Annotated in this window: 19 protein-coding genes and 1 pseudogene; 15 read left to right on the forward strand and 5 right to left on the reverse strand. The window is 69.3% G+C overall.

Translation table 11 applies throughout. The features are described from left to right. Window positions 1-125: 125 nt before the first annotated feature. The 8 genes from mqnP to ACTWQR_RS10885 all read left to right on the forward strand — a co-directional run bounded on the left by mqnP (window position 126) and on the right by ACTWQR_RS10885 (window position 6,216). On the forward strand, window positions 126-1,028 hold the full coding sequence (gene mqnP, locus ACTWQR_RS10850) for a menaquinone biosynthesis prenyltransferase MqnP (protein WP_443226754.1): 903 nt from the start codon (window positions 126-128) through the stop codon (window positions 1,026-1,028). 31 nt (window positions 1,029-1,059) lie between these two features. Beyond that, on the forward strand, window positions 1,060-1,743 hold the full coding sequence (locus ACTWQR_RS10855) for a UbiX family flavin prenyltransferase (protein WP_443226755.1): 684 nt from the start codon (window positions 1,060-1,062) through the stop codon (window positions 1,741-1,743). A 125-nt stretch (window positions 1,744-1,868) separates the two neighbouring features. Continuing rightward, a complete protein-coding gene (locus ACTWQR_RS10860) occupies window positions 1,869-2,327 on the forward strand; it encodes an Lrp/AsnC family transcriptional regulator (RefSeq protein ID WP_443226756.1) in 459 nt (152 codons plus the stop codon). A gap of 115 nt (window positions 2,328-2,442) precedes the next feature. Continuing rightward, window positions 2,443-3,606 (forward strand): aminofutalosine synthase MqnE, encoded by a 1,164-nt coding sequence (gene mqnE, locus ACTWQR_RS10865; RefSeq protein WP_443226757.1) that lies wholly within the window; start codon window positions 2,443-2,445, stop codon window positions 3,604-3,606. 113 nt (window positions 3,607-3,719) lie between these two features. Next, window positions 3,720-4,367, forward strand: coding sequence for a UdgX family uracil-DNA binding protein (locus ACTWQR_RS10870; protein ID WP_443226758.1), 648 nt, complete (start codon window positions 3,720-3,722; stop codon window positions 4,365-4,367). Between the two features lie 131 nt (window positions 4,368-4,498). Beyond that, window positions 4,499-5,059 (forward strand): GNAT family N-acetyltransferase, encoded by a 561-nt coding sequence (locus ACTWQR_RS10875; RefSeq protein ID WP_443226759.1) that lies wholly within the window; start codon window positions 4,499-4,501, stop codon window positions 5,057-5,059. Between the two features lie 86 nt (window positions 5,060-5,145). Then, window positions 5,146-5,460, forward strand: a complete 315-nt coding sequence (locus tag ACTWQR_RS10880; RefSeq protein WP_443226760.1) for a DUF4229 domain-containing protein — start codon at window positions 5,146-5,148, stop codon at window positions 5,458-5,460. 114 nt (window positions 5,461-5,574) lie between these two features. Next, a complete protein-coding gene (locus ACTWQR_RS10885; RefSeq protein ID WP_443226761.1) occupies window positions 5,575-6,216 on the forward strand; it encodes a TetR/AcrR family transcriptional regulator in 642 nt (213 codons plus the stop codon). On the opposite strand, the gene ACTWQR_RS10890 is transcribed toward ACTWQR_RS10885, so the two are convergent. Further along, window positions 6,202-7,161, reverse strand: coding sequence for a MaoC family dehydratase (locus tag ACTWQR_RS10890; RefSeq protein ID WP_443226762.1), 960 nt, complete (start codon window positions 7,159-7,161; stop codon window positions 6,202-6,204). The two genes, ACTWQR_RS10885 and ACTWQR_RS10890, sit on opposite strands and share 15 nt — an antisense overlap. 500 nt (window positions 7,162-7,661) lie before the next feature. Here ACTWQR_RS10890 and ACTWQR_RS10895 point away from each other — a divergent pair, with 500 nt between their 5' ends. Then, the gene (locus tag ACTWQR_RS10895; protein ID WP_443226763.1) at window positions 7,662-9,581 is read left to right on the forward strand and encodes an AMP-dependent synthetase/ligase; all 1,920 of its coding nucleotides are present in this window, start codon (window positions 7,662-7,664) and stop codon (window positions 9,579-9,581) included. Window positions 9,582-9,904: 323 nt separating this feature from the next. Here the strand turns inward: ACTWQR_RS10895 and ACTWQR_RS10900 are convergent, their stop codons facing one another. Beyond that, entirely contained in the window at window positions 9,905-10,108 is a 204-nt protein-coding gene (locus ACTWQR_RS10900) for a cold-shock protein (RefSeq protein WP_033319512.1), read from the reverse strand. 399 nt (window positions 10,109-10,507) lie between these two features. On the opposite strand from ACTWQR_RS10900, the gene ACTWQR_RS10905 reads away from it, so the two are divergent. Both ACTWQR_RS10905 and ACTWQR_RS10910 read left to right on the forward strand, forming a co-directional pair. Then, complete coding sequence (locus ACTWQR_RS10905; RefSeq protein WP_443226764.1) at window positions 10,508-11,380, forward strand: menaquinone biosynthetic enzyme MqnA/MqnD family protein; 873 nt, start codon at window positions 10,508-10,510, stop codon at window positions 11,378-11,380. 79 nt (window positions 11,381-11,459) lie between these two features. After that, complete coding sequence (locus ACTWQR_RS10910) at window positions 11,460-13,193, forward strand: protein kinase domain-containing protein (RefSeq protein WP_443226765.1); 1,734 nt, start codon at window positions 11,460-11,462, stop codon at window positions 13,191-13,193. Window positions 13,194-13,640: 447 nt separating this feature from the next. On the opposite strand, the gene ACTWQR_RS10915 is transcribed toward ACTWQR_RS10910, so the two are convergent. From ACTWQR_RS10915 to ACTWQR_RS10925, 3 genes and pseudogenes are all read right to left on the reverse strand, one after another. After that, window positions 13,641-14,246, reverse strand: coding sequence for a hypothetical protein (locus ACTWQR_RS10915; RefSeq protein WP_443226766.1), 606 nt, complete (start codon window positions 14,244-14,246; stop codon window positions 13,641-13,643). A gap of 110 nt (window positions 14,247-14,356) precedes the next feature. After that, window positions 14,357-14,571: pseudogene (locus tag ACTWQR_RS10920) on the reverse strand (ATP-binding protein); the annotation flags it as partial. A 1-nt stretch (window position 14,572) separates the two neighbouring features. Beyond that, window positions 14,573-15,277 (reverse strand): response regulator, encoded by a 705-nt coding sequence (locus ACTWQR_RS10925; protein ID WP_443226767.1) that lies wholly within the window; start codon window positions 15,275-15,277, stop codon window positions 14,573-14,575. Between the two features lie 746 nt (window positions 15,278-16,023). Here ACTWQR_RS10925 and ACTWQR_RS10930 point away from each other — a divergent pair. From ACTWQR_RS10930 to ACTWQR_RS10945, 4 genes are all read left to right on the forward strand, one after another. Continuing rightward, window positions 16,024-16,995, forward strand: coding sequence for a hypothetical protein (locus ACTWQR_RS10930; protein WP_443226768.1), 972 nt, complete (start codon window positions 16,024-16,026; stop codon window positions 16,993-16,995). A gap of 64 nt (window positions 16,996-17,059) precedes the next feature. Continuing rightward, entirely contained in the window at window positions 17,060-18,490 is a 1,431-nt protein-coding gene (locus tag ACTWQR_RS10935; RefSeq protein ID WP_443226769.1) for a peptidoglycan-binding protein, read from the forward strand. Continuing rightward, on the forward strand, window positions 18,487-19,209 hold the full coding sequence (locus tag ACTWQR_RS10940; protein WP_443226770.1) for an ABC transporter ATP-binding protein: 723 nt from the start codon (window positions 18,487-18,489) through the stop codon (window positions 19,207-19,209). Before ACTWQR_RS10935 ends, ACTWQR_RS10940 begins: the two co-directional genes overlap by 4 nt. Continuing rightward, window positions 19,206-20,564, forward strand: coding sequence for an ABC transporter permease (locus ACTWQR_RS10945; RefSeq protein WP_443226771.1), 1,359 nt, complete (start codon window positions 19,206-19,208; stop codon window positions 20,562-20,564). The genes ACTWQR_RS10940 and ACTWQR_RS10945 overlap by 4 nt, the downstream gene beginning before the upstream one ends. Window positions 20,565-20,833 lie beyond the last annotated feature (269 nt).

Genomic DNA, 20,833 nt, shown 5'->3' on the forward strand with positions numbered 1-20,833 from the left:
GAGGCGATGACGGAACGCGGCAGCGCGGCGGCGGGGCTTCTCCGCAGCCGCGGAGGTGCTGTGCTTTCCCGGGGGGCAACCCCCGGACCCCCGGTGGTCGATCGCCGCTGGACGGAGTGCGGCCTGTGAGCGCCTCCGCCGCCGCGATGCCCCAGCCCGGCAGGGCGCGCGCCTTCCTGCGCCTCGTCATGATCGAGCACTCCGTCTTCGCGCTGCCCTTCGCGTACATCGCGGCGCTGACGGCGATGTTCCAGCTGGACGAGAACATCCACTGGGGCCGACTGCTCCTCGTCACCGTCGCGATGGTCGGTCTGCGCACCTTCGCCATGGCCGCCAACCGGATCATCGACCGCGAGATCGACGCCCGCAACCCCCGTACGGCCCATCGCGAGCTGGTCACCGGCGCGATGACGGTCAAGCACGCGTGGACGGGCGCGCTGGTCGCCCTGGTCTTCTTCCTGGGCGCCGCGGCCCTGCTCAACCCGCTCTGTCTGGCCCTGGCGCCCATCGCGGTGATCCCGATGGTGGTCTACCCGTACGGCAAACGGTTCACGAACTTCCCGCAGGCCATCCTCGGGCTCGCCCAGGCGATGGGCCCGATCGGCGGCTGGCTGGCGATCACCGGGGAGTGGTCCTGGGAAGCGGTGATCCTCGGCCTCGCGGTCGGCGTCTGGATCGGCGGCTTCGACCTGATCTACGCCTGCCAGGACGTGAAGACGGACCGCGAGATCGGCGTCATGTCGGTCCCCGCCCGCTTCGGCATCCCGGCGGCGATCTGGGGTGCGCGGCTCTGTCACGCGGTGACGACGGGGCTCTTCGTCTGGTACGCCGTGGCCACCGACGCGGGCGCGTTCTTCTGGCTGGGCCTGCTGATCGTCACGGCCGCGTTCCTCTACGAGCACTCCATCGTCAAACCGCACGACCTGTCCCGTGTGAACCGCGCCTTCTTCAGCGTCAACGGCTTCATCGGCATCGCCCTGTTCCTCTGCGCCCTGCTCGATCTGCTGGTACGCGGCCTCACGGTCTGAATACCGTCAGCCGCCGGATAGGCTCGACACCATGAAGCCAGGAGAGACGCAGCGCACGCCTTGGATCGTGGGGGTGTCCGGGGCATCAGGGACCCCGTACGCCGCTGCCGTGCTGCGTGCGCTTCTCGCGGCCGGTGAGAGCGTCGACCTGGTGGTCTCCCGTGCCTCCCGGCTCACGCTCCTTGACGAGACCGGCATCGGCTTCCGGGACGCCCACTGGCAGGAGGACCTGCGGGAGTGGCTGGCCCGGGGCGCGGACGGGAAGCCCGGCACCTTCAGGGCTTTCGAGGAACGTGTCGACGCCGTACGGCACTGGGGTTCCGGTGACCTGGCGGCGGGGCCGTCGTCGGGCTCGTACCCCTCGAAGGGCATGCTCATCGTGCCCGCCTCCACCGCCTGCGTGGCCGGAGTCGCGCTCGGCCTCTCGAAGGACCTGTTGCAGCGTGCCGCGAGCGTCACCCTCAAGGAGCGGCGCAAGCTGGTCGTCGCCGTCCGGGAGACCCCGTTGAACGGGCAGACCCTGCGGCACCTGGTGACACTGGACGACGCGGGCGCGACCGTGCTCCCGGCCTCCCCGGCGTTCTACGCGGGCGCCACGCACATCCAGGACCTGGTGGACTTCGTCGCCGGGCGCGTGCTGGACGCGGCGGGCGTCGAGCACACGCTCTACCGCCGCTGGGAGGGCGAACTCGGCGGCGGCTCACGCACCACCTGAGCGCCACCGAGTACTACCGGAGCACCACCTGAGCAACACCGGTCGAGCGTTGAGCGACACCGGTCGAGCAACGAGCAGTACCCACTCATCACTTCAGGAACTCTCAGCGGAAGGCTATCGATCGCATGGACGCGGTGGACAGGCAGCTCATCCAGGCCCTCAGGGAGAACGGCCGGGCCTCCTACGCGGAGCTGGGACGCCTCGTCGGACTGTCGGGACCCAGCGTCACCGACCGCATCAACCGCCTGGAGGCCGCCGGTGTCATCACCGGCTACCGCGCGACGGTCGACGCCGCCTCGCTCGGCCTCGGCGTCACCGCCCTCATCGGCATCTCGCTCTCCGACGCCGCCGACCACGAGGACGTGGCACGCCGGATGAAGGACCTCAACGAGATCGAGGACTGCTGGTTCATCGCCGGCGACGACTCCTTCATGCTCAAGGTGCGAGCGCCGGACGTGGACGGTCTCGAGAAGACGATCCGGCGGCTGTCGGGGACGAAGGGCGTCTCGCGGACGCGCACCACGATCGTGCTCTCCACGAAGTGGGAGAACAGGGTGGGCGAGCTGCCGGAGGAAGAGCAGTAGAAGAGCAGTAGTGGCTCAGGCACGGAGTGGCTGATGGGGGCTCCTACCGCCCGAAGGGTGGGGGCGTACGGTTGGCACGGTTCGTTCGTCTTCGGGTTCGAGGAGAGGCAGAGGCATGGATGTCGGGCTCAAGCGCGAGCTGGAGGAGAAGGTCCGGGCCGGTGAACGGCTGACCCGTGAGGACGGCATCGCGCTGTACGAGTCGGACGACCTGGCCTGGCTGGGCGGGCTCGCCCACGAGGTGCGGACCCGCAAGAACGGTGACGTGGTCCACTTCAACGTCAACCGGCACCTCAACATGACGAACGTGTGCACCGCGTCGTGCGCCTACTGCTCGTTCCAGCGGAAGCCGGGCGAGAAGGACGCGTACACGATGCGCATCGAGGAGGCCGTCCGCCTCGCCAAGGCGATGGAGAACGACAACCTCACCGAGCTGCACATCGTCAACGGGCTCCACCCGAACCTGCCGTGGCGGTACTACCCGCGGTCGCTGAGCGAGCTGAAGAAGGCGCTGCCGAACGTCTCGCTGAAGGCCTTCACGGCCACGGAGATCCACCACTTCGAGACGATCTCGGGTCTGTCGGCGTCGGAGATCCTGGACGAGCTGATCGAGGCGGGCCTGGAGTCGCTCACCGGCGGCGGCGCGGAGATCTTCGACTGGGAGGTCCGCCGGCACATCGTGGACCACCGCACACACTGGGAAGACTGGTCACGGATCCACCGCCTCGCGCACTCGAAGGGCCTCAAGACCCCGTGCACGATGCTGTACGGGCACATCGAGGAGCCCCGCCACCGGGTCGACCACGTGCTGCGCCTGCGTGAACTCCAGGACGAGACGGGCGGCTTCCAGGTCTTCATCCCCCTCCGTTACCAGCACGACTTCGTGGACATGAAGGACGGCAAGGTCCGCAACCGCCTCCAGGCACGCACCCAGATGGCGACGGGCGCCGAGGCCCTGAAGACCTTCGCGGTCTCGCGGCTGCTCTTCGACAACGTTCCGCACGTCAAGGTCTTCTGGGTCATGCACGGCGTCCAGACCGCCCAGCTCGCCCTCCAGCACGGCGCCGACGACATGGACGGCTCGGTCGTCGAGTACAAGATCACCCATGACGCGGACAACTACGGCACCCCGAACAAGCTGACCCGCGAGGATCTGCTCGACCTGATCCGCGACGCGGGCTTCCGCCCGGTGGAGCGCAACACCCGGTACGAGATCATCCGCGAGTACGAGGGAGCGGACCCGGAGCGCCGGGAGTCGCCTCAGCCGATGCGGGTCTGAGGCGGAAGCGGGGCTGAGCCTTTCGCCGGGGCGGGGCAGCGGGGCTCTGTGTCCCGCACGCCCACCCGTCATCGTGCAGGTGACACCCCGCGTCGGGCGGGTACTCGGTCGGCATGGTTACCACGGCGCCCGAGGACGCGTATACCGCCGAGCCGTTCGTTCCCTCGCGTGGCGGGCTCGCCGCGCTGCGCAAGGCCGCTGCCGAGTGCCGGGGGTGCCCGTTGCATCGGGAAGCGACTCAGACGGTGTTCGGGAGCGGTGATGCGGGGGCGCGCGTCATCCTCGTGGGGGAGCAGCCCGGGGACCAGGAGGACCAGAAGGGGGAGCCCTTCGTCGGTCCCGCGGGGCGCCTGCTCGACCGGGCACTGGCCGAGGCGGGGATCGACCCGGAGCAGACGTACGTGACGAACGCCGTCAAGCACTTCAAGTTCACCCAGTCGGGACCGGGCAAGCGCCGTATCCACAAGGCGCCGAGCCTGCGCGAGATGACGGCCTGCGGCCCCTGGCTCGCCGCCGAGCTGGCCCTCGTCGAACCCGAGCTGATCGTGGTACTCGGAGCGACCGCGGGCAAGGCGCTGCTCGGCTCGTCGTTCCGGGTCACGCAGCAGCGCGGAACGCTGCTGGAGGAGGAGATCCACGGACGGAAGGAACGGGTCGTCGCGACCCTCCACCCGTCCTCCGTCCTGCGCGCGGACGACCGGGAGGCGGCCTACCGCGGGCTGGTCTCCGACCTGAAGGTGGCGGCACGGGCGCTGCACTGACCGGGTTCTGAGCGAGGTTCCGTCGTCCTGCCGTCCGGCAGCCTGCCGTCTGTCGTCCTGCCGTCCGTCGTCCTCTCCGTTCCCCGAAAACATCCTTGAGTCGCGGTCGAGGTAATGGATAACCTCCCCCGATGGCTCTTACCTTCGAGCTCGACCCCTCCATCGACCCGGCGCTGCGTGACGGCCTCGTCGACCTGTGGGCCGACGTGTCCAACGCGGGCGGCGCCGTCGGCTTCGTACCGCCCGTCTCGCGCGAGGCGATACGTCCGGAACTCGTGAAGCACCTTGCCGCGATGAGCGAGGGGCGTGGGCGGCTGCTGGTCGGACGAGACGAAAACGAATGCAAAGGCCAAGACCAGGACCAGGGCGGGGCCGGGTCCGTCGTCGCGGCCGCCTTCCTCACCTTCAACACGCACCGGCTGATGACGCACTGGGTGTGGCTCTACACGGTGATGGTGCACCCGAAACACCAGGGCAAGGGATATGGGCGGGATCTGCTCGCGGCCGCCGCCGAGACCGCCCGCGGGTTCGAGGGGATCGACGCGATACGGCTCACCTGCCGGGGCGGGGAGGGGCTCGAGCGGTTCTACGCCTCCTGCGGTTACAAGGAGGTCGGCCGCGTGCCCCAGGCGATCAGGGTGGCACCGGGGGACGACCGGGACGACATCACCATGCTGCTGCCGCTCACCTGACGAACCCCCCTACAAGATCCCACCGGGCCCGTGCTTCACTTGACGGTGCCCTTTGGGATCGTTCGGAACGGGAAGAGTGGATTGAGATGCTCCGCTACACGCTGATGCGCCTAGGAATCTTCGCGGGCTGCCTCGTGGTCGTCTGGGGCCTCGTCTACTCCGGTATCGCGCCGCGCGGCCTCGGCGACTCCAACTACATGTGGGTCGTCCTGCTCTCCCTGGTGATCTCGGCTCCCATCAGCTTCGTGGCCCTCCGCAAGGAGCGCGACCGCGCCTCGGCCCAGGTCGTGCAGAAGGTGGAGCGCGTCAAGTCCAACCTGGAGGCGAACCGCAGCCAGGAGGACGAGGCGGTGGACGACGTCGCAAGGGCCCAGGGCAGGACCCAGGGCCAGACGTCGTAAGACACTCCCAGCCCGCGCAGCCGGCAGCCCGCGGCTTCCAGCCCTCGGCTCACAGCTCACAGCAAAGGCGCACCTCAACCCGGCCAAGCCGTCGGCAGACCATACGCTTGACACATGGGTGCAGTGAAGAACAAGCGGATGCCGCGTGCCGTGCGCGAACAGCAGATGCTGGACGCCGCCGTGCGAACCTTCGGGCAGCGGGGGTACCGGGCCGCGTCGATGGACGAGATCGCCGATCTGGCGGGCGTGTCCAAGCCGTTGGTGTACCTGTACCTGAACTCCAAGGAAGACCTGTTCACCGCATGCATCCGACGTGAGGCGCAGGCCCTGACCGAGGCCGTACGCGCGGGGGTCCAGCCCGGCCTGCCCGCCGACCGCCAACTCTGGGAAGGCCTGCGGGCGTTCTTCACGCACACCGCGCAGAACCCGGACGGCTGGGCGGTGTTGCACCTCCAGGCGCGTACGCACGGGGAGCCGTTCGCCGCCGAGGTCAGCGCGATGCGCGAGGAAATCGTCGCGTTCGTCACCCAGTTGATCGTGGTGGCGGCTCGGGAGGCCCACCAGGACCCGTCGTTGCCCGAGCGCGAGGTCGCCGGTCTGGCGGAAGCCCTGGTCGGTGCCGCCGAGTCCCTCGCCGCCTGGGCCAACGCCACGCCGGGCATCTCGGCGAGACAGACGGCCGCGACCCTGATGAACTTCGCCTGGGCGGGGCTCGGCGATCTGATGGAGGGGCGGCCCTGGTCAGAGCAGCGGTGACACTTCCCCCGCCAGGTGGAGGCGTCCGCTGTCCCCGCGCAGTTCGAAAGCGCCGCCCTCGGCCCCGTACGCCACTGTCCCCGGCAGCAGCACCGGTGCCCTGAACTCCGCCCTCACCAGGGCCGCTTGGGGCGCCCCGTGCTCGGCGAGGCAGCGCGCCACGCTCCACATGCCGTGCGCGATGGTCCCGGGGAAGCCGAACAGGCGGGCGGCGAGGGGATGCAGGTGGATCGGGTTGCGGTCGCCGGACGCGGCCCCGTACCGCCGCCCGACGTCCCCGGCGAGCCGCCACTCGGCGAGGACGCGCAACGGCTTGCGTTCGTCCACGGGCCGCTGCTCGAGCGTGCTCTCCGGCGCGGTCCCGTGCCGGAGCGAGGTCTCGGTGGTGGTGCCGTGCCTGAGCGAGGTCTCCGTCGTGGTGCCGTGCCGGAGTGTGCTCTCCGGCGTCGTCCGGTGCCGCGCGAGATACGTACTCCTCGACTCCCACACGAGCTCCCCGCCCGCCCGCGCCTCGGTCACGACGGCGGCCTCGGTGCCGCGCCGATGGGGCACCAACTCATCGACGTACACGGAGAGTTCGTACTCCCCGGTGGCCGCGAGGGCCTTGTGCCGGCTGACTTCGATGGACGTGTGCACCAGCCCGAGCAACGGCAACGGAAACGCACGGCCACTCATCAGGCGCATGGCCAACGGGAAGCCGAGTACGTGCGGATACGTCAAGGGCAACTCATCGGCCCCGACACCGAATCCACAGGCCCGTTCGTATGCGGCGAGTTTGGCCAGATCGATCCGGACGTCTGGGAGAACGAGCCGGGTACGGGACGCCGTGACTCCGGTCCGGGGTCGCTTGAACGGCGAGAGGAGGGCACCCCGGGCGAGGAGAGGGACCAGGGCGGGGGAGCTGGTGAGGGCCTGGGTGTGCATCGTTTCCGTCGTGTCGTCCATCGTTGATCCACTCCTACGCCGGCGCAACGGCGCCGGCTGCGGCAGCCCGAGCCGACGGGTCACGAAGCGGGCCGGTCCCGGTCCCGGTGAAGCCCAGGTAGCGGTCGGCCACGGTCCAACTCCCAGTTCGGTCCTGCACTCAGGCTTGCTTACTCCAGAGTAAGGTTACCCTAGGTAAGGGTATGTCACAGGTGGGGAGCGGGTCGAGATGAGTCCCCGGAAGCCCTCGCAAGCGCCTCAAGGCCTTCACATTCCTAGGCCTCAGCCTCAGGCGCGCCGCGTCGCGGTCGTCGGCGATTCCGGCCTACGTTGTTGTCGTCACCTCGAAACCCTCGAACTCGAACATCCCTGATGCGCATGCCTGTTGGGCAAAAGATGAACGGTCGTACGCTACGAACACGAACTTCTCACTCTTCCGCACACAAGCCCCCCGGTTTCCCAGGTGAACCCGCCACTTCACAGGGCCGTAATGGGGAGAGCACAAGAGTAAGGAGCCGCCTGTGTCCCGCGATCCCTCCGCCAACCCCCAGCCCGTCGTCCCGGAACCCGAGGTCAGGCGGCTGGACGGGGTCGTACGAGAGGTCTCGGTCCCCCCGCTGGTCCGCCCCGTCACGCACGGATCGCTCGCGGACATCCCCTTCGACAACGCGGAACAGGCCCCCGACGCCCCGGTGCTCAGCCGCAAGGGACCGAACGGCCACTGGACGGACGTCACGGCGGCCGAGTTCGCGGACGAGGTGCTGGCGGTCGCCAAGGGGCTGATCGCGGAGGGGCTGATGCCGGGCGACCGGCTAGCGATCATGGCGCGTACCACCTACGAGTGGACGCTGCTGGACTTCGCCGCCTGGGCCGCGGGACTGATCACCGTCCCCGTCTACCCCACCTCGTCCGTCTTCCAGACGCGCTGGATCCTCCAGGACTCCGGCGCCGTCGCGCTGGCCGTCGAGCACGTGTCGCAGGCCGCCGCGCTCGGTCCGGAGCGCGACCGGCTCCCCGACGTCCAGCACATGTGGATCTTCGAGAAGGGGCACACGGAGCGGCTGGCCGAGCTGGGCCGGGACGTGCCGGACCAAGAGGTCGAGGTACGCCGTGGAGTGCTCGGCCCCGACTCGCTCGCGACGATCATGTACACCTCCGGCACCACGGGCCGCCCCAAGGGCTGCGCGCTGACCCACGGCAACTTCTTCGCCGAGGTCGACAACGCGGTCGAACTGCTCCACCCGGTCTTCAAGTCCAGCTTCAAGGAACCGGCGTCCACGCTCCTCTACCTCCCCCTCTCGCACGTCTTCGGCCGGATGGTGTCCGTCGCCTGCATGCGCGCCCGGGTCCGGCTGGGCCACGCGCCGAGCATCCGCACGGAGGAACTGCTGGCCGACCTCGCCGGGTTCAGCCCGACCTTCCTGCTGGCCATCCCGTACGTCCTGGAGAAGGTCTACAACACCGGCCGCGCGACCGCGGAGAAGATGGGCCGCGCCGCCTCCTTCGACCGGGCGGCCCGGGTGGCCCGGAGCTACGGCGATGCCATGGAGGCCGAACAGCACGGCACGGGCTCGGGGCCGGGTACGAAACTCAAGGCGGCCCGCGCCCTCTACGACCCGCTCGTCTACCGCCGCATCCGCGCCGCACTGGGCGGCAAGGTCCGCCAGGTGGTCTGCGGCGGCTCCCCGCTCGGCCGGCGCCTGGCCTCCTTCTACGCCGGCGCGGGCATCCAGGTCTACGAGGGCTACGGCCTCACCGAGTCGACCGCCGCCGCGACGCTCACCCACCCGCGCAGGCCCCGCCTCGGCACGGTCGGCTGGCCGCTGCCCGGCACCCGTGTCCGGATCGCCCAGGACGGCGAGATCCTGCTGAGCGGGGGCACGGTGTTCCGCGGCTACTGGGATCCGCGAGCGGGCGGGGTGGTCCCGGCCGACCAGGAGGGCTGGTTCGCCACCGGCGACATCGGCGAACTCGACGACGACGGCTACCTCACGATCACCGGCCGCAAGAAGGACATCCTCATCACCACCAGCGGCAAGAACGTCGCCCCCGCGCCCCTGGAGGACTGGCTCCGCGCCCACCCCCTCATCAACCAGTGCGTGGTCATCGGCGACAACCGCCCCTATGTGACGGCCCTCGTCACCCTCGACTCCGAGGGCATGGCCCACTGGTGCCGCATGACCGGAAAGTCCCACCTCCCGATCCCCACCCTGGTGACCGACCCGGACCTCCTCGCCGTCCTCCAACGCGCCGTCGACGACGCCAACCGCCTCGTCTCCCGCGCCGAATCCATCCGCGCCTTCACCGTCCTCCCCCTGAACTTCACCGAGACGGCCGGCCACCTGACCCCCACGATGAAGCTCCGCAGGGCGGTGGTCACGCGGGAGTTCGCGCGGGAGATCGAGGAGTTGTACGGGGAGGAGAGCGGGCCGGGCCAGTAGGGAGGGGCTTCCTCGGCGCCCCTCCCCGGCCACCCTGAGCCGCATGCCGGAGGACCCGTCGGTGGCGGCCTTCTACGACCAACTCGCCCCCGACTTCGTCACCGAGGCCGGCCTCGCGGCACCCACCTGACAGCACCCCGAAGGCACCGGCTTCTCCCAGCCCGTGCTCACGGCCGTCAACCGCTCGCGGCGCCGCTGACCCGAACCGCGGGAAGCGGAAAGGCAGGAGCCCCAACACCTGACGGTGTCGGGGCTCCTTGGGTGGTGCTCTCAGTTCCGGATCAGAGCATTGGGCTCATGAAGCCAAAGACTCAGCCGAAGGATCAGACAGGGGTGACGTTCTCCGCCTGCGGGCCCTTCGGACCCTGGGTCACGTCGAAGGTAACCGCCTGGTTCTCTTCGAGAGAGCGGAATCCGCTCGCGTTGATAGCGGAGTAGTGGACGAAGACGTCCGGGCCGCCGCCTTCCTGGGCGATGAAACCAAAGCCCTTTTCGGCGTTGAACCACTTCACGGTTCCGGTAGCCATAAGCCCTCCTTGGGCCCAAAGGGTTGCCCTGCTCCAGAACCTGCGATTGTCTAAACAACTGCATTCATCTGAATACGACGAGAGCCCGCGGTCACATGCTCCGCAGGCTCTGTACTGCAAGGGAAACCAAACTGCAACTTGCGGCGAGCCTAGCACGCAGGCAGCCGAAAGCAATAGAGGGCAAGATCACGTCACCCTGAAGTTTGACGAGATTGCCAGATGGGTTGACGTAGCGACGTAACACGGTGTCATAAAGGTTGACACGAGAGGTCGAGATGGTTTCTGAAACCACTCCGGGACCCTGAAGCCTGCACCGTACCTCATGGGACGAGCGCCTGCCTGGCGGTTCAGGTCCGGGGTGGTCGGCCTGATCCGCCGGGCAGGCGTTAGCCTCGCGATGTGGACAATTCTCCCGAGGCGCGTCCCGACGCCCGTCGCTCCCGGCCGCGCGTCGGCCACATCCAGTTCCTGAACTGCGTGCCCCTCTACTGGGGTCTCGCCAGAACGGGCACGCTCCTCGACTTCGAGCTCACCAAGGACACCCCGGAGAAGCTCAGCGAGCAGCTGGTGCGGGGCGATCTCGACATCGGGCCCATCACGCTCGTCGAGTTCCTCAGGCACGCGGACGAGCTGGTCGCCTTCCCCGACATCGCGGTCGGCTGCGACGGCGCGGTGATGTCCTGCGTACTCGTCTCCCAGGTCCCGTTGGAGAACCTGGACGGGGCCAGGGTCGCCCTCGGCTCCACCTCGCGCACGTCCGTACGCCTCGCGCAGCTGCTGCTGTCGGAGCGCTTCGGCGTCGAGCCCTCGTACTACACCTGCCCGCCCGACCTGGGCCTGATGATGCGGGAGGCCGACGCGGCGGTGCTGATCGGCGACGCGGCCCTGCGCGCCAACCTGCTCGACGGCCCGCGCTACGGCCTCGCCGTGCACGACCTGGGCACGCTGTGGAAGGAGTGGACGGGCCTGCCGTTCGTCTTCGCGGTCTGGGCGGCCCGCCGCGACTACCTGGAGCGCGAGCCGCTCGTCACGCGCCAGGTCCACGAGGCCTTCCTCGCCTCCCGTGACCTGTCCCTGGAAGAGGTCGGCAAGGTCGCCGAACAGGCGGCCCGCTGGGAGGCCTTCGACGAGAGCGTCCTGGAGCGCTACTTCACGACGCTCGACTTCCGCTTCGGAGGTCCACAGCTGGAGGCGGTCGCGGAGTTCGCGCGGAGGGTGGGGTCGACGACCGGGTTCCCGGCGGATGTGAAGGTGGATCTGCTGGAGCCGTAACGGTTCCACGTGGGCCGCGGCCGTACGGCACTACCCTGCTGGAGGAGCACACGGGGGATACGGGGGAGGTGCGGGCGCCATGAAACCGCTCGAGGTCGGCGAACCCGCCGTCGTGGGGCCCTACCGGCTGCTCGGCCGGCTCGGCTCGGGCGGCATGGGCCGCGTCTATCTGGGCCGCAGCGCGGGCGGCCGTACGGTCGCGGTCAAGATCGTGCACCCGCACTTCGCGCTCGACGAGGAGTTCCGCGCCCGGTTCCGCCGCGAGGTGGCGGCGGCACGGCGGGTGGGCGGCGCTTACACGGCACCGGTCCTGGACGCCGACCCGGACGCGCCGGTGCCGTGGGTGGCGACGGCCTACGCCGCCGGCCCTTCCCTGACCGCCGCGGTCGCCGACTACGGCCCCCTCCCCGACCATTCCGTACGAGTCCTCGGCGCGGGCCTCGCCGAAGCGCTGTCGGCGGTGCACGGTCTGGACCTCGTCCACCGGGACGTGAAGCCGTCGAACGTTCTCCTCACCCTCGACGGCCCCCTCCTCATCGACTTCGGCATCGCACGGGCGACGGACGGCACGGCATCCCTGACCTCCACGGGTGTCTCCCTCGGCTCGCCCGGCTACATGTCACCCGAGCAGATCCTCGGCAAGGGCGTCACGGGAGCGGCCGACGTCTTCTCCCTGGGCGCGGTACTGGCGTACGCGTCCACGGGATCCTCCCCTTTCCCCGGCGACTCCTCCGCCGCGCTCCTCTACAAGGTGGTGCACGAGGAACCTGAACTCGACGCCTTGTCAGGTGAGTTGAGGGACTTGGTGGCCGACTGCCTCTCGAAGGACCCGGCCGGCCGCCCGTCTCCGGCCGCTCTCGCCTCCCGCCTCGCGCCGGAGGGGGCGGCGAGGCTGGTGGCGGCGGGCTGGCTGCCGGGGCCGCTGGTGGAACAGGTGAGCAGAAGTGCCGTACAGCTGCTGAACCTTGAGGCGGGGGAGGCGGAGCCTTCGGGGGTGGTGGGGTTCAGCAGTCCTTCGGTGGAGCCGGCGTCCGAGCCCGGGTCCGAGCCCGCGTCCGCGTCCGCCAACGGGGCGGCTCGGGCGGGGGTGTTCGGCCCACCGGACCCTTCGTACGCGAACCCTTCGTATGCGAGTCCCTCGTACGCGGATCGGGCGGGTATGCCTGGGGTGCCGGGCGGAGCCGGCTCGCCCACGTACGTCCCGCAACCGCGCGACGCCGCCGGGAAGCTGTCCGTCAGCGTGACGGCGACCTCCGGCCCGACGGCCAACGGCCGTGGCCGCAAGCTCAGTTGCACGGTGGCGCTCGCCGTCGCGGGCGCGCTGGCGGCGGTGACGATCGGCTCGGCGTTCATGTTCGATCTGCTGCCGAACGAGGATCCGGGCGGTTCCCAGGCGAGCGACGACGGGGCCGCGCCGAGTGCCTCCGCCTCGGGGGGCGATGCCTCCGCCGGGAACGCCCCGGGCATCCCCAAGTCCTACCTCGGCACCTGGGAGGGCGACGGCCTCGCTCTCAACGGCACACTCCCCATGGGCAAGTTCCGCGTCACGGTCCGCCAGGCCAAGGTGGGCGACCAGTTCGGCACGTTCCGTCAGACCGACCTCATCGGTGGCACCTGCGACACCGTACTCATCCTCAAAAGGGTCGCGCCGAAGCAACTCGTCGCCACGAGCGTGGCCAAGCCGTCCACCACGGCAGAGTGCACGACCGGTCGGCACGAGGTGCGGCTGATTCCGGTCGGGGACGACTTGCGCTACGAGACGGACAACGCGAAGGCGGGGGACCCGGTGGCTCGGATGTCGAGGATCAAGTGAGCATCACCTGAGAGTCAAGTAGTCGAAGGCTCCGCCATGTTGAGGGCTCGGCGCTCGCGGGCGGAGTAACGCCTCACGAGTACGGTGATCAGCGCCGCGGCTACGAGCAGCGTCGCGGACAGGCCCACGGCCCAGAAGTACGGGTACTGCTCGTGGACCCAGCAGGGGCCGCCCTCGCCGTAGCGGTCGTAGTCCCAGTCGCGACGGCGCTTGGGCCGCCTACGCCGAGAAGATCACGACCTGGAACAGTGCGGAGGCCAGCCGGCCCGGGCAGCGCGGCTGCCGCCCAGGCGAGCGAACGGGCCTTGTTCTTCTTCCACTTCATCCGCGTCAGCGGGGCGATCGTCGCGGCCACCGCGACGGGCACCAGGCCCCCGACGGTGCCGGTGAATCCGTAACCGCCGCCGGGCCAGTCGGCGACCTCGCCCCAGGTCGGGGCCCCAGTATTCACGGCAGAGCCGGCAAGCGGCGCAGCAACATGGCCGACAGGCTAGGGTCGGCCTCCTGCGCGGGCTCCGTCGTGGGTGGGTTCGCGGGCTCGGCGCTCTGGCTGACAGGGGTTGTCTGCCTGGGGCAAGCGGTGTTCGACCCCTCCCTGCGCCAAGAGCCGGTGTCGGTGCTGCCCGTCACGGTCACCTTCGCCTCGTCGATGTCCGGGCTGGTCATGAGGTGGGCCATGGCGGCCGTGCAGATCAGCTGGTCGGCCGCGGTGCGGGAAAGGGGGCTTTTGACCATCGGGGGCAGTTCGATCGACACCGTGTCGACGTCCGTCCGCACTTTCGTCGCGAACGCCTTCCGCTCCAAATCCGCAAAATTCGGCAGATTGAAATGTTCCGTCGCCAACGATGGCAACTTGGTGGTCAGACCTTGGAACTGTTCCCGGAGGTCCGGCCCGCTGAGCACCTCCGGCCCCCCGAGCACCATGGCCACGGCCTTCTCGACATCGACCGGATCAGTGCTCGTGCGGGGGACGGCGACCAGGGTGCCGTCGACGATGAAGTAGAGCAGCGTGGTCCGCTTGATACCGGTGGCGGCATCCCCCGCCTGCACCACGCCGGTCGAAGGGATGCCGCAGGCGGAGAGCGTGAACAGCGCCGCCGCGAGGAGGGCGGAGCGCAGAAGCGGGGAACGCGGAAGCGGGGCGGTGGCACGGCGAGCGGGTCTCATAGGGGGCCTCCCGTGGGCCGGTCGTCGTGGAGTCGCACCGGAAGTTCCACGGTGAAGACGGCACCGCCCCGGCGTGGTTCGCCGCACGGATGGTGCCGCCGTGCACGCGTACGTTCTCGGCAGTGATCGCGAGTCCGGGCCCGCTGCCCTCGGTGCGGGTCCTGGCCCTGTCCGACTTGTAGAAACGCTCGAAGACATGGGGGAGGACGCTGTCACTGGGCCGCGAACCGGTAGCCGAAGCCGCGTGCGGTCTGGACGTAGCGGGGCCGGCCCGCCGGCTCTCCCATCTTCGAGCGAAGCCGATTGACACAGGCGTCCACCAGGCGCGCGTCGGCGTGGTAGCTGTGCTCCCAGACCGTCTCCAGGAGCTGCTGACGGCTGAACACCTGGCCGGGCGAGGCGGACAGGGCCAGCAGGAGCCGCAGTTCGGACGGGGCGAGGGCGACCGGCACGCCCTGCCGGGTGATGGACAGCCCGGCCCGGTCGATGGACAGGTCGCCGTGGGTCTCGATCTTGGGTATGCCGTCGGCGGCCGGTGCGGCGGTCGCGCCGCCGGCCGTGCGGCGCAGGACGGCGCGGATGCGTGCCTCCAGCACACGCGCCTGGACGGGTTTGACGACGTAGTCGTCGGCTCCCGCCTCCAGTCCGATAACGATGTCCACGTCATCGCCCCGTGCCGTCGCCATGATGATCGGCATCGTCTGGTCGACGGCACGGATCCCGCGGCACACTTCAAGGCCGGTCATCCCGGGCAGCATGAGATCGAGTACGACGACATCGGGCCGGAACGACCGCAGGCGGGCCAGCCCGTCCTCCCCGGTCTCGGCGGCCGCGACTTCGTGGCCTTGTCGGCGCAGCGCGAGCCCGACGCCCTCTCGGACGGCGCGGTCGTCTTCGATCAGCAGAACACGTGGCATGGACTCAGTATTCGCACAGGGCCGCGTGGGCCAGGGGGCTGTTACGGGATGATCATATAGTCTTCGTTATCGTTTCGTGATCCCGTGGGTCAGGTACTCGCACCTCGCCCACCCGCCCCGCGGTCACCGAGCCGCAGTGCGGAACTCCACCGCCACCTCGCGGGCGGTCCCCATCCCCGCGTCCGGTCCCGGAACGTCCACCGCCGCCCCGAGGTTGTCACCCGGACGCCGCATTACGGGACCTCCGGACCGGACGGGCCCTGTTCCGGGCCGGAACAGGCACCCGCCCGCGCAGGGCACACGCGGCGACGGCTCTTCCAAGACATGGCATGCTCATGCCAAGCCCCTGTCAAACCCTGCCTGCACGGATCCGTCGCCAACGCCTGGCCCTATGACAAGAGTGGTCACCTCGCCTCCGGGCCGAATACGTAGTGGGCCCACTGACGGTGCGCACCAGGAACGGGCCGCTGTGTGGCCCGGGCCGGGGTGGTAGCCGGCAGCAGACCGGAAGACCGGTGTTACAGCTTGGTCATCATCCGCGCCAACGGCCATCAACTGCGGACGCCACTCTCGAACTCAGCGACAACCCCGTGGTCGTCAAGGCCGTCGGACGACTCTCACCGTGCCGTGTGCCCGGTGCGGCGATGCAGCCGGTGCTCCGGGTGTGAGCAGTGGGCGACGCCTCACGATTCCAAGGTCCCCGTGGCTCGTCATGGGACCTCAACCCTCTGAAACGGATGGAATGAATGTCTGGATCCCGCACCGTTCGGAAACTGGCCGTAGCGGTGAGCCTGTTGCCGCTGCTGGCGGCTTGCGGCGGCGCTGAGACGACATCCCCCTCGGAAGGCGGCGGGTCCGCCTCGGCAGGCGGCGAGTCCGCCTCCGCCGGATCGTCGGGGCAACTCGACGTTCCCGCGGACGCCAGCGCCGAACTCAAGAAGCAGTACCTGGTGGAGAACGCGATCGCGACCTGCATGAAGAAGCAGGGGTTCACCTACACCCCCGAACCTCCCGTGGATTTCAGGACCGGCTGGGCCACCGACGGGGCGGACTACGGGCTCACCAAGAAGTTCCGGCAGAAGTACGGCTTCGGCTACACCGCGGTCGCGGTCTACCCCGATGATCCCCAGGTGTCGCGCAAGGAGGCGAACGAGCCCTCGGCCAACGCGAAGTACCTCGAGACGCTCACTCCCGCGCAGAAGGCCGCCTACGAAAAGGCGCTGGGAGGTCCCCCCGACCCGAAGGTCGGCGAAAAGAAGTGGACCGGTTGCTCGGGAACGGCCGACAAGGAGGTCTACGGCTCCGAGTCGGTCGAAGACCGAAGCGCCGCCTCCACGTCAGAGAACCAGGCGAACGCGCAGGCACTCAACGGTGACCAGAAGCTGGTCGGGCTGGCGCAGTCGTACGCCTCGTGCCTGAAGCAGGAAGGCATCTCCGTCACGACCACGCAGCCGACCAGCATCGGGGAAATGGTGAAGCTCCAGGCGGCTTCATCCGCTCCCGCCGGCGCCGGTGGTATCGCTCCGGTGGAGGCCGGCGCGGATGGGGAGAAGCCGACCGAAAACTCTTCCGCGGAAGCCATGAGCAGGGACAAGGCTCTGCCGCTGCTCACCAAGGAAATCGACCTGGCGATGAAGGACCTGGAGTGCGGCAAGGCTTTCCGGGCCGCTTACTTCCCGAAGTTCTTCAAGGCCCCGGGGTCCACCGGTGCCGGGTGAGACAGCACCGGAACCAGCCGAGCAGCTGTCCCAAGCACGTGCGGAAGACACACGGAGGTACCGGGTGAGGCAGCGCCCGAAAAGCGCGAGCAGCCGTCCCAGGCAGTTGGGGATCATCGTCACCGCGGTGGCGCTGGTGGGAGCGGGCGGGTGGTTCGCCGGATCGCAGATGCAGTCGCCGGCGGATGCGGCTGCCGCCCGTCAGCCACCGAAGGCCGGACCGGTCACCGTCGCGGTCGAGAAGCAGTCGCTGTCCGCGAGTGTGGTGGCCCAGGGCTCGGTGGAGTTCGACTCACCGCAGAGTCTGTCCCTCGCCGGGGCCGTAGGCGCCCCGGATTCCGGCTCCACCGATCCCGTCACCGAGCGAGTCACCAAGGCACCGGTCGCCGGGTCGGAGGTGAAGGAGGGCGACGTGCTGATGCAGCTGAGCGGCCGACCGGTGCTGGTGCTGCGTGGAACCGTTCCGATGTACCGCACACTGGGCCCCGGCACGTCCGGGGACGATGTCAAGCAGCTCCAGCGGGCCCTGGCCCGGCTCGGTTTCAACTCCGGTGCGGCCACCGGGCAGTACGGGCAAGGGGTCGCCACGGCGGTGAGCCGCTGGTACAAGAGCAAGGGTTTTCAAGCGCAAGAGCCCAGCGTCGCGGACAAGCAGCAGCTGGGAGCGCTTGAAGCAGGGGTGACCGCCGCGCAGCAGGCTCTCCTCGCGGCCCGGAACCCGGGTGGTGAAGCGAAGGGGTCCGGCAGCGGCACGGACACCAGCGGTGAAACGAAGGGGACCGGCAGCGGCACGGACACCAGCGGTGAAGCAGAAAAGCTGCAGCTCAAAGCGGCACAGCAGCAGTTGGATACGGCCAACACCGCGCTCTCCGCCTTCCAAGCCGGCTACGGAACCAAGATCCCCGCCGGTGAGGTGGTCTTCCTGCCGGATCTGCCGGCCCGGTTGGACAAGGTGTCGGTGAAGGTCGGTGACACCCCGTCCGGACCAATCGGCACGGTGACCAGCTCCAAGGTCGTGGTGCAGGCCGTGGTGCAGGGCAGCGATGCCAAGTTGCTCCACAAGGGTTTGACAGCACAGGTGGAGACCACCGACGGCAAGAAGGTGGAGGGGGAACTGGTGGCACTCGGCGACGATGTGCCGAAGACGGACTCGGCAGATGGCAAGACCGCGCAGGGGACGTCGGCCGGCGAGAGTGAAGACGCGTCGGCTCCTGTACCGGTGCAGATTTCCATCCCGTCGGGGAAGCTGACCAAGAACGCGGGCGGTTCCGCGAAGGTGACCATCAAGGTGGGCTCGTCGGACGGTGACGTGTTGACGGTGCCCATAGCCGCGCTCCACACATCGGCCGACGGCCAGGCCAAGGTGCAGGTCCGGCGCGGCGGCAAAGTGGTGGATGTCTCCGTCAAGGCGGGCCTCTCCGCGGACGGGAAGGTGGAGGTCACACCGTCCGATGACGCCCTGAAGGCGGGCGATCAAGTGGTGATCGGGCAATGACCGGCCTGCCGACGTCCGTCGTGCCCGACGCGGACACGGTCATCCAACTGGCCTCCGTCGACCGGACCTTCGACTCCCAACCCCCGGTACATGCCCTGCGGGACGTGAACCTGGCCGTGCGGCGCGGCGAGCACCTGTCGATCGTCGGCCCGTCCGGTTCCGGCAAGTCGACGCTCCTCAACACCCTGGGACTGCTGGACCGCCCCACCTCGGGCGCCTACTGGCTCGACGGGGTGGAGACCAACACGCTCGGCGACCTGGAGCGCACTTCGCTGCGCGGCAGCCGGATCGGATTCGTCTTCCAGTCCTTCCATCTGCTGCCCTACCGGACGGTGGACGAGAACGTCATGCTGGCCGAGGCCTACCGTCGGCCGCGCCCCGGGCGCGGCCGTGCCGGCCGCCGCACCAGGGCCGAGCAGGCGCTGGAACAGGTGGGCCTGGCGCACCGGTTCGGCTTCCGGCCGGACAGGCTCTCCGGTGGTGAAAGGCAGCGTGTGGCAATCGCCCGGGCGCTGATGAGCGAGCCGGCTCTGCTGCTCTGCGACGAGCCCACCGGCAACCTCGACAGTGAGAACACCGAGTCGGTGCTGGACCTCTTCGACCAGCTGTCCGAGCAGGGCATGACCCTGGTCGTGATCACCCATGAAGAGGCGGTCAGCAAGCGGGCCGACAGGCGGGTAAGGATCAGCGACGGACGGCTCACCGAGGAGAACCGATGAGGGCCCGAGCACGCCCCCTGGAGCCGGCGGCCCCGGTGGATCCGGCAGAACCGGCGGATCCACCGATCGCCGACCAGTACGGCGGCGGACAGCAGCCTGCTCGCCGGGGACGTGCACGGCGCCGCGGCAAGCCCAAGGCCGAGGACAAGGGCATGGAGCGTCCCTGGATGGATTTCAGGGACCTGTGGACCGAGGCGCTGGCGGGGGTACTCGCCCGTCCGATGCGCTCCGCACTGACCACGCTGGGAACGGTTCTGGGCATCACCACCCTGGTCATCACCATCGGGGTCTCGGCCACGGCGGGCAATCAGATCGTCGGCCGGTTCGACGCCCTCACCGCCACCTCGGTCACGGTGGTGGTACCCCCGTCGGGCGAATCGGTCCCGCTCGTCGACTGGTCGGGGGTCGACGCGGTCCGGCGGCTGGCCGGGGTCGATTCGGTGGCGGCGCTCGCCGCCTCCACCGATACCGCGAGCGTCCAGGTACGTGCGAACGACGTGGTCTCCCCCGGGGACGTCACCGGCCAGACCATGGCCGTGTTCGCCGCGTCCCCCACGCTGCCCGCCGCGGTGCGCGGCAGGATGACCGCCGGGCGTTTCTTCGACGACGGCAACATCACCCGGCACGACCGGGTGACGGTGCTCGGCGACCAGGCCGCACGACTCCTCGGCATCAGCTCGATACGGGACTCCCCCGCGGTCTTCCTGAAGGGCCAGTCCTACACCGTGATCGGGATTCTCGGCGAGGCCGAGCGGGAGCAGCAGCTCTCCACCGCGGTGATCCTGCCGCCTACGACAGCCGAGGACCAACTGGGTCTGGGAGCGGTGACCCGGGTGCTGATCAACACCGCGCTCGGCGCGGCGAAGCAGGTTGCCCACCAGGCACCGATCGCGCTGGCTCCCGGCGCCGAGAACGCCCTCGCCGTCACGGCACCGTCCGACCCGGTCAAGGCACGCAACGGAGTGCAGGGCGACGTCAACGGCCTGTTCCTGGTACTCGGACTGGTCTCGCTGGTGGTCGGAGCCATCGGCATCGCCAACGTGACGCTGGTGACGGTCATGGAACGGATCGGGGAGATCGGACTGCGCCGCGCCCTCGGCGCCTCCCGACGACAGATCGCCGGCCAGTTCCTGGTGGAGTCGACGACCATCGGACTCCTCGGCGGCGTCATCGGCGCCGCCTTGGGCATGGTCGTCGTGGTGGCCGTCTCGGCCGTCAGGGACTGGACTCCGGTCCTGGACGTCCGTCTCGCTTTCGGAGCACCGGTCGCCGGAGCCCTCGTCGGACTCCTGGCGGGTCTCTACCCGTCACTGCGGGCCTCCCGGATGGAACCCGTCGACGCTCTGCGCTCCTGAGCGGTCTCGGGGAAGTGAGGCACGCCCCCACGCCGCCCGGCACGGCACCTCGCCGCACTGCCGCATCACCCAAGTACGTCCAGTACGAGGGCGATGCGGCAGCACGCCGATGCACCGCACCGGACGACGCGGGAACGCACCCCACCTCCCCGAGACCCCTTAGGGCCCGTGCCATGTCGTGATCAATCGGCTTTTCGCAGGAGGTCCTCGAGCCAGATCATTGAGGCACGGAGTTCGAGGCCTGCGAGGTAGCTCTCGGGCGTCTTGTC

The organism is Streptomyces sp. 2A115, from assembly GCF_052245575.1.
Lineage (GTDB): Bacteria > Actinomycetota > Actinomycetes > Streptomycetales > Streptomycetaceae > Streptomyces.

Bases quoted from the DNA above. Each gene is read 5' to 3' on its own strand.
- ACTWQR_RS10855 (WP_443226755.1), top strand. From the start codon at position 1,060: ATGAAGCCAGGAGAGACGCAGCGCACGCCTTGGATCGTGGGGGTGTCC.
- ACTWQR_RS10860 (WP_443226756.1), top strand. From the start codon at position 1,869: ATGGACGCGGTGGACAGGCAGCTCATCCAGGCCCTCAGGGAGAACGGC.
- mqnE (WP_443226757.1), top strand. From the start codon at position 2,443: ATGGATGTCGGGCTCAAGCGCGAGCTGGAGGAGAAGGTCCGGGCCGGT.
- ACTWQR_RS10870 (WP_443226758.1), top strand. From the start codon at position 3,720: ATGGTTACCACGGCGCCCGAGGACGCGTATACCGCCGAGCCGTTCGTT.
- ACTWQR_RS10875 (WP_443226759.1), top strand. From the start codon at position 4,499: ATGGCTCTTACCTTCGAGCTCGACCCCTCCATCGACCCGGCGCTGCGT.
- ACTWQR_RS10880 (WP_443226760.1), top strand. From the start codon at position 5,146: ATGCTCCGCTACACGCTGATGCGCCTAGGAATCTTCGCGGGCTGCCTC.
- ACTWQR_RS10885 (WP_443226761.1), top strand. From the start codon at position 5,575: ATGGGTGCAGTGAAGAACAAGCGGATGCCGCGTGCCGTGCGCGAACAG.
- ACTWQR_RS10890 (WP_443226762.1), bottom strand. From the start codon at position 7,161: ATGGACGACACGACGGAAACGATGCACACCCAGGCCCTCACCAGCTCC.
- ACTWQR_RS10900 (WP_033319512.1), bottom strand. From the start codon at position 10,108: ATGGCTACCGGAACCGTGAAGTGGTTCAACGCCGAAAAGGGCTTTGGT.
- ACTWQR_RS10910 (WP_443226765.1), top strand. From the start codon at position 11,460: ATGAAACCGCTCGAGGTCGGCGAACCCGCCGTCGTGGGGCCCTACCGG.
- ACTWQR_RS10925 (WP_443226767.1), bottom strand. From the start codon at position 15,277: ATGCCACGTGTTCTGCTGATCGAAGACGACCGCGCCGTCCGAGAGGGC.
- ACTWQR_RS10930 (WP_443226768.1), top strand. From the start codon at position 16,024: ATGTCTGGATCCCGCACCGTTCGGAAACTGGCCGTAGCGGTGAGCCTG.
- ACTWQR_RS10940 (WP_443226770.1), top strand. From the start codon at position 18,487: ATGACCGGCCTGCCGACGTCCGTCGTGCCCGACGCGGACACGGTCATC.
- ACTWQR_RS10945 (WP_443226771.1), top strand. From the start codon at position 19,206: ATGAGGGCCCGAGCACGCCCCCTGGAGCCGGCGGCCCCGGTGGATCCG.